This window comes from Salinivibrio sp. PR6 (genome assembly GCF_001995955.1).
Lineage (GTDB): Bacteria > Pseudomonadota > Gammaproteobacteria > Enterobacterales > Vibrionaceae > Salinivibrio > Salinivibrio siamensis.
On sequence record NZ_MUFA01000021.1, the window covers coordinates 34996 to 47911 of the forward strand.

The following is a 12916-nucleotide window of genomic DNA, read 5'->3' on the forward strand; positions in this document are numbered from 1 at the left end:
CTAGCACGATCTTTATGCCAATCTGTAACTAAACAAATAAGCGGCTGTAATCTGCCTCACAAATCCGCTTGACCGCCGGATGCTGGATCATTCGCTCGGCGAATATCACATAGTACTCTTCTTTGACCGCACTCAACTCGACAATTTGTACGGCTTGCCCGAGGCGCGTCACTTCCTCGGCATAGGTGGTGGGCGCAATGAATAACGCCTGATGACTAATGCCAAATGCTTTCATCAGTGCAGAGTCATCAAACTCACCCAGTATGTTGGGCACGATGCCTTGTTGATCAAACCACTGTGTGAGTTTTCGTCCCATAGCGGTCGCTTTGCTCGGCATCAATATTTTTTGCGTGGCAAGACGGATAGGTAGCGGCACATCGGGGGGCTCTGCGGGATTAGAGGAATACAAACTCATGCTACTCTCACCAAGCTTGACGCTAAATAACCCCGCCTGTTGCGTGGAATCGACTGGGCAGTCGGACAAGATCATATCCAATTTATGCTGAGAGAGCTGTTCGAGTAGCATCTCGTGCGTCGATTCAAAGCAACGTAGGTGGATGGCATTATCGTTCGGGATAGCATGAAGCAAGATTTGACTGATCAAACGCTTAGATAAGGCATCAGCCACCCCTACATCAAATAAGATGTTTTCTTGTTGGCTATAGTTAACAATATCCAGCATCTCATAACTCAAGCCAAACATACGGTCCGCATATTGAAAAACGAGCTGACCCAGTTCGGTGGGCTCAACATAACGGCCATTGCGTTTAGTAAGCTTGCCATTTAAGCGCTGTTCCAGCGCTCGGATTTGCCCTGTCACTGTTTGTGGTGTTAAACAAAGTTTGTCCGCCCCTTGGGTGATTGAACCTTGCTTGCAGACCATCCAGAAATAATAGAGGTGGTTGTAGTTTAGGTGAGCCATGCTGATTGATAAAAAAACGCCAGACGAGCAGCTTACGCTGCCCCTCTGGCGCCTTCAAGTTTCATGCTCGTTTTAGTCTTTCACATCATCTTTATCGAGCGGCTTTCTCACCCGCTCTCCAGCACGATGCTCTAACGCACGCTCTGAAAAGCTCGACCCATTTTCGGCTTTATCTTTGTCGTTTAATGAGGCCGTCATCGCTTTTCCATCTGCCACGCCCGCTAAGTAGGCTTGGCACACGTCGCTGTTATCCTTTTCTCCGTGGCAGTACATCTCCTGGTTCGCCGCCATGGCAGAGCCAGAGACGGCAACCAGGCTAGTAATCAATGCTAGTGTCGCCTTCTTCATACTCGTCTCCTCGTTCATCAGCAAGCGCGCTGGCTGGGGGCAATGCAAAGTGCAAGACCGCATAACCAATCACCGCGGCCAAGGTTGATCCTATCAAGATCCCCAGACGAGAGAGTGTGACGAACTCGCCATTCACACCGACAAAGGCCAGTGACGAGATAAAAATAGACATGGTAAAACCAATACCACAAAGCACTGACACCGCGAAGATGTGGGTGAAATTCACACGTGCTGGTAATTTGGCAATGCCGAGTTTCACCGCTGCCCAGCTAAAGCTAAAGATACCCAAAGGCTTACCAATCAGCAGACCCAATGCAATACCTAACGGCAACATTTCGGTTAAGTTTGCCAAAGAGACGCCATCCAAAGACACCCCGGCATTCGCAAAGGCGAAGATAGGCAGGATCAAATACGACACATAAGGATGGAGGGCGTGCTCCATTTTTTTCAACGGTGATGGGTCATCATCCGTTTTACCTTTCAGTGGGATGGCAAAGCCAAGCACGACACCGGCGAGGGTCGCGTGAACACCTGACTGTAAAACACTGAACCACAGCACCAAACCGACCACCACATACGCGGTGATACTGGTGACCTTGCGCATGTTCATCGCCACCAAGACTAAGGTAGCAGCAAACGCACTGGCTAACGCAACCACTGACAGATCACTGCTGTAAAATAGCGCGATGATCACTATGACCCCAAGATCGTCAATAATCGCCAGTGCGAGCAAGAAGACCTTTAGCGCCAACGGTACACGATTACCCAGCAATGCCAAGACACCGAGGGCAAAGGCAATATCGGTCGCGGCCGGGATCGCCCACCCCGATACCGCGAGAGGGTCACCCCAGTTAAAGGCTAAATAGACCAATGCGGGGGCGAGCATCCCACCAATGGCGGCGACCGCCGGGAAGGTCGCTTTGTCTTTCGAGTTTAAGGCACCTTGCACCAACTCACGCTTCACTTCCAAACCAATCAGCAGGAAAAAAATCACCATCAAGCCATCGTTGATCCAATGACCAACCGATAAACCGGCTATATAGGTATGAAGGGTGCTGTCATATAAAGGCTGTAGATCCGAGTTCGCTACGAACATCGCCAATACCGCCGCAATAATCAGCACAATACCTCCTGCGGATTCCATTTTCAGAAACTGACGAATGACATCAGTCATTTAAGCACTCCATACAAAAAAAGTGGATTTCCGTAGTCTAGTCAGCCAGACCACTTTTAGAAAAATCGTTTGTTCTGATAGTAAACATCGGAAAAACCGATATCAAAACTAACTTACCATTGATTTATTCGCAGTCTAATCTTTTTTATCCTTGCTAACCGCCCTGTGTCTAGCATAGTGTCAACGCGCGCCTCCCTGTTACATTTTTTCCACGGATTTTTTTACGGCACCGAACGGGCACAAATAATACTTAAAATCAGCAAGCTAACTGGCGCGAATTCCACTGATAACCTCGTCCAGATCGGATTTTCAAACCACTGCAGTATTTGTGTCATATTTCTGAAATATTACCTTCTTACTATCGCCGCAGATTTTTGCTTTGACACTAAACTGACATCGAACTGTCACGGAGATATCTTATGACTCCCCATGCTACAGCGGTAGAGGCAACCCAGAGCTCCTCAAATTGGTTCCGTTGGACCAAGCTTGCCGTCATGCTTTACCTCCTACTGGTGGCCGTTGCCATGGTAGGAAGCGGCTTTAAATGGGCCGTCGGCGACGAAGCAAAGACGCTCTTCGCGTTCGCTTCTCATCCCGTAGCTGGCTTAATGATTGGTATTGTTGCTACCGCATTGATCCAATCGTCAAGCACAGTCACCTCTATTATAGTTGGCTTAGTCGCAGGTGGCCTCCCCGTTGAAGCCGCGATTCCAATGGTCATGGGGGCAAACGTAGGCACCTCGGTCACTAACACGATCGTGAGCCTTGGGCATGCCCGCTGTAAAGTGGAGTTTAGTCGCGCATTTAGTTGCGCCACCGTCCATGATTTCTTCAACCTTTTTGCCGTTGCTATCTTCCTGCCATTAGAGATGGCGTTCGGTTTGCTGAACAAGATTTCCGAGTGGTTGGTTTCACCGCTGACGCAAGCCAGTGACATGAGCATTAAAGGTTTGAACTTTGTTAAACCGCTGACAAAACCCGTGGTTAACGCGGTGCAATCACCGCTTGAAGCCGCCCTGCCTGGTAACATTGGTGGCGCTATCATGATTGTCATGGGGATTGCTGCCATCGTGATTGCGATTACCATCATGGGCAAAGTGATGAAAAAGCTGATGGTCGGTCGTGCCAAAGACATGCTGAAGAACGCGATTGGTCGTGGTCCACTGCACGGTATTTTCTCAGGCTCTGTGGTCACTGTTTTGGTGCAGTCTTCATCGACAACCACCAGCTTAATGGTGCCGCTAGTCGGCTCAGGGGTGCTAAAAGTCCGTGACATCTACCCCTTCACCTTAGGCGCCAACATTGGGACTTGTATTACCGCCCTACTCGCCGCCACGGCGGTTACCGGTGAATTCGCGGTCTTTGCCCTACAAATCGCGTTGGTGCACTTAAGCTTCAACATCTTGGCGACGACGCTGATTTTCGGTATTCCGTTCTTGCGTGAATTGCCGCTCAAAGGGGCCGACTGGTTAGGCCAATTGGCAGCCAAATCAAAAGCGGCGGTACTGGCTTACATCGGCCTCGTCTTTGTGATTGTTCCAGGAAGCATTGTGCTGTTGTCACAGTGATGGGTTGACCTCCCGCCCAAGCGCAAAAAACCACCGCCCGTGCGGTGGTTTTTTATTGGAGACACCAAAGTAAGTCAGATAAAGATGTCGCGATATCGATGAGACGTCACTAAATGGCTATCGGTGCTTTAATCGTTGGGTGCGGCTCGTACCCTTCAATCTCAAAGTCATCAATTTGATAATCAAAAATAGACGCCGGTTTACGTTTGATCACCAAGCGAGGTAGTGCACGCGGTTCACGTTTTAGTTGCTCGTAAACAATCTCGTCGGTTAAATGATTATGATAAAGGTGCACGTCTCCAAAGGTATGGACAAAATCGCCCACCGCTAAATCGCATTGTTGCGCAATCATATGAGTGAAAAGCGCATAGCTGGCAATGTTAAACGGCACACCCAAGAAGTAATCGGCGCTGCGCTGATAAAGCTGGCATGAAAGCTTGCCATCAGCCACGTAGAACTGGAACAAGCAATGGCAAGGCGCCAAGGCCATCTTGCCTTGTTCGGCGTTCTCGGTTGGGCTTATCGACTCATCAGGTAAATCAGCAGGATTCCAAGCGGTAATGATATGACGACGTGAATTAGGTTTCGTTTTAATTTGCGCGATCAGTTGTTCGATTTGATCCACGGTCGAGCCATCAGGACACGCCCAAGAGCGCCACTGCGCGCCATAAACGGGGCCAAGATCGCCGGTTTCAGTCGCCCACTCATCCCAGATACGCACCTTATTTTCTTGTAAATAGTGAACGTTCGTATCGCCGTTAAGGAACCACAAAAGCTCATGGATAATGGCACGCGTGTAGAGTTTTTTGGTGGTGAGTAGCGGAAAGCCAGCGGCAAGGTCAAACCGCAGTTGCCGACCAAACACTGACCGTGTTCCCACGCCCGTGCGATCGCCTCTATCCGTCCCATTATCGAGAATATCCTGCATCAAAGCCTGATACTGCTTCATAGTGTTTCCTATCATTGGCCAAACGAACAAAAGGCACCGCTGAGGTGCCTTGATGGTTTACTTACTATAACCGATTAGCGCTATTCGGTCACTTGGCGGATTGACGCTGGTACGCCCATCCGATCATCACTGCCCCCGCAATAATCATGGGTAATGACAACAGTTGTCCCATACTGAAAATGCCGGCAAACAAGCCTAGGTGCGCATCTGGCTCACGGAAATATTCCACAATAAAGCGGAACGTCCCGTAGCCAGCCAAGAAAAGCCCTGATACTGCGCCCATCGGGCGTGGCTTTTTGATGTAGAGGTTGAGGATCACAAACAGGGCGACACCTTCTAGCGCAAACTCATAGAGCTGTGAGGGGTGCCGCGGCCAAGGGCCACCACTTGGGAATACCATCGCCCACGGGACATCAGTCACCCGTCCCCAAAGTTCACCATTGATAAAATTCCCTAGACGACCTGCGCCCAATCCAAACGGTACCAGCGGCGCGATAAAGTCAGCAACGGTAAAAAAGTGACGCTGAGTTTTACGCGCGTACCACGCCATGGCGGTGATCACACCCAGCAAGCCCCCGTGGAAGGACATGCCACCTGTCCACACTTTGAATAAAAACAGCGGATCGGCAATAAAGGCATCAAATTGATAAAATAGGACATAGCCAATACGTCCCCCGAGCACGACGCCCAAAAAGCCAGCAAAAAGGAGATCGCTGACTTCTTCTTTGCTCCAACCGCTATTCGGTTTGGCCGCACGATGATTCGCAAGCCACAAGGCGAACACAAAGCCAAGTAAATACATTAAACCGTACCAACGCACGGCTACCGGACCAAGTTCAAATAAGATGGGGTCGATTGACGGAAAGGTAATGTAGCCTTCGGCCATGAATGGGATCCTTTATTTCAACAACATGCTGGCGCCGACAATAACAAGAAAGACGGCAAAAATACGTTTTATTTGCGCAGTGGGTAGTCTCACCGCCAGTTGAGCACCGACCCGTGTCATCAATACCGACGTTGACACGACGCCGAGCAACGCAGGCAAATACAAATATCCGACACTGAGCGCGGGCAAGGGTTCCGTTTGACGCCAGCCCAACCACATAAAACTCATCATGCCACCCAGCGCCAACACCGCGCCCCCCGCCGAGGCACTGCCAATGGCTTGGTGCATACTCACTCCGCGCCAATGCAGGTATGGGACGGTAAACGAGCCGCCCCCGATCCCCGCTAAGCTAGAAAGTGTCCCAATCAGCGTGCCCGCAAAGGACAGTCGCAGCCAATGCGGTAAAGGACGCGCGCGATAGGGACGCCGATTGAGCAACATTTGTAGCGCCATAGCGAGTACTATCACGCCAAACAGGCGGGGCAACCAATCGTGTGGCAGCCGATCCGCAAGCCCTGCCCCCAAGACGCCGCCCAGCATCATGCCAGGGACGAGCGCTTTAACCGCCTCAAGGTGAACATTCCCCAGACGAAAATGGCGCCAAGCAGAGGCACTCGACGTCAGTACAATGGTCGCGAGCGAGGTAGCGAGCGCAATGGGCATCACCACAGTGGGCGCAATACCGAACACGGGGAGGAGAAAGGTCAGCGCAGGCACGACGACCAACCCGCCACCAATTCCCAGAAGGCCAGACAACGTCCCCACGCAGGCACCCAGCAGCATACACACTACAAAAAGTAGGGCCGTTAAGCTGGTTATCATCGCAGCTGTCCGACTTTGACCAACGCCTCTAACCCTTGCGCGGCCAGAAAGGCTTCAGTGGCAGCGCGGATCTCGTCTGGATGATCCAGGGTTAGCATCTGCTTGGCCTGCGTGACTAAATGCGCGTGCGGTAAACGGCTTAGCAAATACTTAATCTTGGCCACGTTGCGGGTATTCATACTGAGCTGGTGATACCCCAACCCCACCAGCAAAGACGCCCCCACCGGATCGCCGGCTAGCTCTCCACACACACTAACCGGAAGCTGATGACGGCTCCCCACAGCGGCAATCGACGCTAATGCGTGTAATACCGAGGGGTGCAGCGCATCAAAAATATCAGCCACGCGCGCATTGTTGCGATCGACCGCTAAAAGATATTGAGTGAGATCATTGGTGCCGACCGAAAGAAAATCGACATCGCGCGCAATGTTATCGAGCTGATAAAGAATAGAGGGAACTTCAACCATGATCCCCAATAAAGGGATATTGATACTTTGCCCAGCTTGGTGTGCCTCTTGGCTGACCTCTTGATAAGCACGGCTAATCAACGCCTTGGCTTCCAATAACTCGTTACGCCCGGAGATCATCGGCAGCAATAGCTTAAGGTTGTTAAAACCAATACTGGCACGCAACATGGCGCGAACTTGAATCAAGAAGATATCCGGGTGGTCGAGGGTAAAACGGATCCCGCGCCAGCCTAAAAACGGGTTGTCCTCTTCAACACTTAAATACGGTAATGGTTTATCGCCGCCAATATCTAAGGTGCGCATCACCACAGGTTTATCAGGGTAACTGGCAAGAATCGCACGGTATTGTTTGACCTGCTCGTCTTCAGACGGAAAACGGCGCTGCATCAGAAACGGCACTTCCGTACGAAAGAGCCCAACACCGTCAACGCCCTGATTGATTGCAATCTGGCTATCGGCGCTCAAGCCGGCGTTTAAGTGAACTTCAATACGCGTGCCATCCTGAGTATGTCCTGGTGCCGCGAGTGCCGTCTCAAACGTAGACTGTAGGCTCGCTTCCTCTTGCACGAGGTGCTGGTATTCATTGATCAATGCCTCAGCGGGCTCGATCATCAACACCCCTTTGTGGCCATCGAGGATCACGGTTTTTTGATGAAGCTTAGCGGGCGAAAAGCTGACGCCCATCACCGCCGGGATCCCCAACGCACGCGCCAAGATCGCCGCGTGTGAGTTCGCCGCCCCTTCTTCCGCCACCACACCAGTGAGCAACGCGCGAGGAATGGACGCTAACATGCCCGCCGTTAGCTCTCGCGCCAACAGCACAATGGGTGTCGAAACCGGTGGTGGACTCCCCGCAGGCGCAATTAAAAAGTAAAGCAGCCGCTGTCCTAACTCTTTCACATCGCCCGCTCGGGCTTTTAGGTAAGGATCATCCATCGCGGCAAAACGGGCAGAAAAGGCTTCAACCGTTTGTCTCACCGCCCAAGTGGCGGCATCCCCTTGTTGGACCCGTACTGTCATGTCTTCACGCAGCATAGGATCGTTAAGCAGATGAACAAACAAATCAAAAATCGCCAGCGCGTCTTTTTGCAGCTCTTTATCAAAGCGTTTACGCAAACGGCGAAACTCGGTACTGGCATCGTCAATCGCCGCGTCCAGTCTGTCGAGTTCACCTTGTGTATCTAGGTGGCAAGCAGGCGCCACCTCTTCAAGCCGCGGTTGAGAGTCATCACACCATGCTTGTGCGATCCCAATGCCCGGCGACGCAGGCATTCCCTCTAGCAACACGGGAGACGGCGCTCCCTGCCAGCCACCTTGGGCATCGGCATGCGCAAACACCACGGCCAACTGCGCGGCTAAGGTCACGAGAAAGGACTCTTCGCTCTCATCAAACTGGCGGGGTTGATGTTGTTGCACCACCAGCACACCCAACACCTTTTTGCGATAAATGATAGGCGTGCCAAGAAAGGATTGAAAGGCATCTTCGCCGGTGGAGGGGAAGGGTTTGAACGCGGGGTGCTTACGCGCGTGCGCCAAATTTAAAGGCTCAGCACGCTGACCCACCACACCGACCAAACCCTCGCCAAATGCCATCGACACTTGTGCACAAGGGTCGAGGCCTTGTGTTGCCATAAGCTCAAACTGTTGGTGTTCAGCATTGGCAAGATAAACGGAGCAGCACTCGGTACGCATCGCCACGCAAGTTTGTTGCACCAAGGTGTGTAACGCCTGCTCAAGATCTGAAGACGCCGCCACACTTTGCACAATATTCCTTAACTGCGTGAGCACCCAATCTCCCCTTACATTTATCCTCGCTTGTGTCGACGCCGAGGTTTGCGTTCTTTAAACGGCATCGCAAGTGGCGCGAATTCTTTCATCGCACGCCGATACACTTCACGCTTAAATGCCACTACTTGCCGCACTGGATACCAATAGCTCACCCAGCGCCAGCCATCAAACTCTGGTGTCCCCCCGCGCGAGACATTAACGCGTGACTCGTCACATTCAAGTTTGAGCAAAAACCACTTTTGCTTTTGCCCGATACACACGGGCTTGGAATCCCAGCGCACAAGGCGTTTGGGTAACTTGTAGCGTAGCCAATGTCGACTAGTCCCCAAGATGCGTACATCTTTTTTAGTCAGCCCCACTTCTTCATACAATTCCCGGTACATCGCTTGTTCAGGGCTTTCCCCCTCATCGATGCCACCTTGTGGAAACTGCCATGAATGCTGACCATATCGACGAGCCCAGAGAACTTGACCGTGGCCGTTACAAATTACTATCCCCACGTTGGGACGATAGCCATCGCCATCAATCACTGGACGACCTCAATGATAAATCTCTACTGAACCTGATTTTTTCACAAAAAGCGGTGAAGGGTAAACAAACATTGTGGATTGAGCGTTGTTTTTGCGCACTCGTCGTCATCTGAGGATAACTTAGCCCCTAACAGGAAGTTATAAACATAGCAATGAGAGTTTGCGCACATTTATTCACGCTTTCTGTGGATAGATTTGTGAAGAAGCCTAGAAAAAGTTCACTTCTCGAACGATTAAGGATCGCGTCATAGAATTAAAAGCGACCCCAAAAACAATAAATGCATTAATAATCAGTTAATTAAATCCATTCCACAACAAAAGGATCCTTTTTAAGATCGAGCGATCGTCAAATACACACAGATCGCTTAAAGATCCACCAATCAGAAAATTATCCACACCAATAGCGCAAAAAAACGGCAAGTTCGCGATTTTTCACATTTTCACCCTCCTTTACGTACTGTATATTTGATCATGATAGTCAGGAATCCTATCAATCATCCTTCATCTGTGGATAACTACAAGCGTACGGATAGGATCATCAAGGGTAGGATCGACTTGCAGCCAATACAGCAGTTCTTGATAATGCACGCTCTCAACGTAACGAGCAGGATCCCAGCACAGTGATACAGCCCCCCGCATCCGAGCAGGTATTGATGGAGCGTGCACTCGCCCTCGCCGGTCTGACCCTTGGCGAAGTCAGTGAGACACTGTCGATCCCTTGTCCTGCGTCACTCACGCGAGAGAAAGGTTGGATTGGCATGTTACTCGAGGCCTGTTTGGGCGCCAACGCCGGCAGCAAACCCGAACAAGACTTTGCGCATTTAGGTATTGAGCTAAAAACAATTCCGGTCAACGGCGATGGTAAGCCGCTGGAAACCACCTTTGTGTGCGTGGCGCCGCTCACTGGGATCGCGGGGGTGCGCTGGGAAAATAGCCATGTGCGGCAAAAACTGTCACGCGTCTTGTGGATCCCCGTTGAAGGCGAACGCGATATACCGGTATCACAGCGCCGCATTGGCACACCATTATTATGGTCCCCTAGTCAAGAGGAGGAAGCGCGACTGCGCGCCGATTGGGAGGAGTTAATGGATTGGGTAGCGCTAGGTCGCGTGACGGAGATCACAGCCCGCCAAGGTGAGTCTCTCCAACTACGACCCAAAGCAGCCAACGGCAAGGCCTTGACCGACGCTTTCGGCCCCGATGGTGAGCCGATCCGTACCTTGCCACGCGGCTTTTATTTACGCACGCAATTCACCCACCAAATCTTGCGTCGTTACTTTGTGGATCCGAAGTAAGTGTCAATCCGCACGCATGACATCCCGCGCGTTTAGGTAAAACATCAAAAACGAATTGGCATATCTTCTCGACAGCTTGGCTCGCCCCCGGTGGCAAACTCATCGTAAGGGTCCATCAAGCGTAATACGCCCTCTTCAATTCCCAGGGCTTTAAGTTTCTCCCCGACTTGCCCGACATGATCAAACTGCATCACTTCACCGGTTTGGTCTGAGCGTAAAGGCTCTAATTCATGCTTCACTTCTACTTCGACCGAGTATTTTGCGCCGCCTGCGTGTGCCATCACATAACATTGTGGACATGAGCGAGGATCCGCGCGCATCCAGGCTTTAAGCTGTGAATAGTTCATCTGACTTTCCTCTAGATTACACTTTTTCGTGTCCATCATGCCTAGCAATAACACCGCGCTCAGACCGATACCATCGGACAGTCCATTTAGTAATGGTCAATATTTAACCAGCTGTCAAGCCGCAGCTAAACCGCTTTCGATCATTTTTAAAATTCTCTACTATGGACTGCCATAGGTCGATTGCAGACAAGGAGAAAGGATGCAATACCACCGTTTGCCCCATTCCTCGCTAGAGGTGAGTAAAGTGTGCTTAGGCACCATGACATTTGGTGAGCAAAATAGTGAAGCTGACGCCCATGCGCAGCTCGATCTTGCCTTTGAGCGGGGCGTGAATTTCATTGATACCGCTGAAATGTATCCCGTTCCCCCCAGCCAATCCACACAAGGTTTAACCGAACAGTACATCGGCAGCTGGTTAGAAAAGTCCGGGAAGCGCGATCGTGTTATCCTCGCCACCAAGGTAGCCGGACCACGCAATGTCCCCTATATCCGTGACAATATGTCGCTTAACCGACGCCATATTCATCAAGCCGTTGAGGATAGCCTGACACGACTAAAAACCGACTATATCGATTTGTATCAAGTGCACTGGCCACAGCGGCACAATAATTGTTTTGGTAAGCTCAATTATCCGTATCAAGATGAACACTCTGGGGTCACCATCCTCGACACGCTGGATGCGCTGCATGAGCTTGTCCAAGCAGGAAAAATTCGTTATATCGGTGTCTCAAACGAAACGCCTTGGGGCGTGATGCGCTATTTGCATCTGGCAGAGAAGCACGGCCTCACGCGTATCGTCTCTATTCAGAACCCTTATAATTTGATTAACCGCACCTTTGAAGTCGGCCTGTCGGAAATCAGTCATCATGAAGGGGTCGAGTTGCTTGCGTACTCGCCGCTCGCGTTTGGCGCGTTGAGCGGAAAATATTTGCAAGGCGCACGCCCGAAAGGGGCCCGTTGTACACTGCACCAACGCTTCGCGCGCTACTTTACCGAGTCAGGGCAAAAGGCCACGCAAGAGTACGTCGATCTTGCCCAACGCCATGGCCTCGATCCTGCACAAATGGCACTCGCGTTTGTGAATAGTCGTCCTTTTGTCGCGTCTAACATCATCGGTGCCACGACGCTAAAACAGCTCGAGAGTAATCTCGATAGCTTGGATCTGACGCTGAGTGACGATGTGCTTGCCGGTATTGATGAGATTGCTAACCGCTATCCCAACCCCTGCCCTTAGATCGCAAACGGCAGCCAAGTTGGCTGCCGCGCAGTGTTTTATTCGAGGATGGGGCGGCGTATCAACCGATACGCCGCTTCCTGGGGCCCATTATAACCACCGCCATCGTCGTCGCCATGTCACAAGATAACGTTTGGCCGCAAATTGTGTGCTAACGGGCAAAGCATCTTGTTTGTCAGGCGCAATACCAATATCACGTTGTAGGTGACGATTTAACGCCACATCTGTGTAGCGGTAACGGTGTGTGCTCGCGCGACGCTGACGAATCATATCCAAACGCACCAGCGCTTGGGCTAAGGGTAATAAAGATAGTTGAGTCATGATGGCTCTCCTTTTCGGTTACAGGAGGCCACAGGCATAAAGCGAAGTGGGACTGCAAACTGGCCGCGTTATACCTGCGACCAGTTACAGTTGGACGCAGAGTCAGATGCGTGAGCGGGTATCCTGAGCCAAGTGGTTGGCACAGTAACGCGCAGAGGCAACGATGACATCGAGTTTTTTCATCGGAAAATAAGTCATGGCATTAACCTCCTTGAGCATGTGAATCTGCGTGAATGGAGCTAATAGTATTCAATAACTTATAATT

Annotated in this window: 13 protein-coding genes; 3 read left to right on the forward strand and 10 right to left on the reverse strand. The window is 51.2% G+C overall.

The annotated features are described in order from the left end of the window. Positions 1-28: 28 nt before the first annotated feature. The 3 genes from nhaR to nhaA all read right to left on the reverse strand — a co-directional run bounded on the left by nhaR (position 29) and on the right by nhaA (position 2444). Complete coding sequence (gene nhaR / locus BZG72_RS13885) at positions 29-922, reverse strand: transcriptional activator NhaR (protein ID WP_046075098.1); 894 nt, start codon at positions 920-922, stop codon at positions 29-31. 72 nt (positions 923-994) lie between these two features. Then, the gene (locus BZG72_RS13890) at positions 995-1270 is read right to left on the reverse strand and encodes a hypothetical protein (RefSeq protein ID WP_046075097.1); all 276 of its coding nucleotides are present in this window, start codon (positions 1268-1270) and stop codon (positions 995-997) included. Continuing rightward, a complete protein-coding gene (nhaA, locus tag BZG72_RS13895; protein ID WP_077578302.1) occupies positions 1239-2444 on the reverse strand; it encodes a Na+/H+ antiporter NhaA in 1206 nt (401 codons plus the stop codon). The genes BZG72_RS13890 and nhaA overlap by 32 nt, the downstream gene beginning before the upstream one ends. A 419-nt stretch (positions 2445-2863) precedes the next feature. Between nhaA and BZG72_RS13900 the strand changes: the two genes are divergently transcribed. Further along, complete coding sequence (locus BZG72_RS13900; protein ID WP_046075095.1) at positions 2864-4012, forward strand: Na/Pi symporter; 1149 nt, start codon at positions 2864-2866, stop codon at positions 4010-4012. A gap of 109 nt (positions 4013-4121) precedes the next feature. Here BZG72_RS13900 and BZG72_RS13905 read toward each other — a convergent pair whose 3' ends face one another. The 5 genes from BZG72_RS13905 to rppH form a co-directional block, all read right to left on the reverse strand. Continuing rightward, the gene (locus tag BZG72_RS13905; RefSeq protein ID WP_077606482.1) at positions 4122-4961 is read right to left on the reverse strand and encodes a thymidylate synthase; all 840 of its coding nucleotides are present in this window, start codon (positions 4959-4961) and stop codon (positions 4122-4124) included. 88 nt (positions 4962-5049) lie between these two features. Then, positions 5050-5847 (reverse strand): prolipoprotein diacylglyceryl transferase, encoded by a 798-nt coding sequence (lgt, locus tag BZG72_RS13910; RefSeq protein WP_077578301.1) that lies wholly within the window; start codon positions 5845-5847, stop codon positions 5050-5052. Positions 5848-5859: 12 nt separating this feature from the next. Beyond that, entirely contained in the window at positions 5860-6666 is an 807-nt protein-coding gene (locus tag BZG72_RS13915; protein WP_369795707.1) for a sulfite exporter TauE/SafE family protein, read from the reverse strand. After that, positions 6666-8924, reverse strand: coding sequence for a phosphoenolpyruvate--protein phosphotransferase (ptsP, locus tag BZG72_RS13920; RefSeq protein ID WP_077667061.1), 2259 nt, complete (start codon positions 8922-8924; stop codon positions 6666-6668). The genes BZG72_RS13915 and ptsP overlap by 1 nt, the downstream gene beginning before the upstream one ends. 17 nt (positions 8925-8941) lie before the next feature. Beyond that, a complete protein-coding gene (gene rppH / locus BZG72_RS13925; protein ID WP_046075090.1) occupies positions 8942-9454 on the reverse strand; it encodes an RNA pyrophosphohydrolase in 513 nt (170 codons plus the stop codon). A 623-nt stretch (positions 9455-10077) separates the two neighbouring features. On the opposite strand from rppH, the gene mutH reads away from it, so the two are divergent. Next, the gene (gene mutH / locus BZG72_RS13930; RefSeq protein WP_198531454.1) at positions 10078-10749 is read left to right on the forward strand and encodes a DNA mismatch repair endonuclease MutH; all 672 of its coding nucleotides are present in this window, start codon (positions 10078-10080) and stop codon (positions 10747-10749) included. 44 nt (positions 10750-10793) lie between these two features. Here the strand turns inward: mutH and BZG72_RS13935 are convergent, their stop codons facing one another. Continuing rightward, entirely contained in the window at positions 10794-11096 is a 303-nt protein-coding gene (locus BZG72_RS13935; RefSeq protein ID WP_046075088.1) for a DUF6482 family protein, read from the reverse strand. Positions 11097-11295: 199 nt separating this feature from the next. On the opposite strand from BZG72_RS13935, the gene BZG72_RS13940 reads away from it, so the two are divergent. Next, positions 11296-12330 carry an NADP(H)-dependent aldo-keto reductase gene (locus BZG72_RS13940; protein WP_077667062.1) on the forward strand — a complete coding sequence of 345 codons (1035 nt, stop codon included), beginning with the start codon at positions 11296-11298 and terminating at the stop codon, positions 12328-12330. 90 nt (positions 12331-12420) lie between these two features. Here the strand turns inward: BZG72_RS13940 and BZG72_RS13945 are convergent, their stop codons facing one another. Beyond that, complete coding sequence (locus BZG72_RS13945; RefSeq protein ID WP_077578297.1) at positions 12421-12651, reverse strand: hypothetical protein; 231 nt, start codon at positions 12649-12651, stop codon at positions 12421-12423. Positions 12652-12916: the final 265 nt, after the last annotated feature.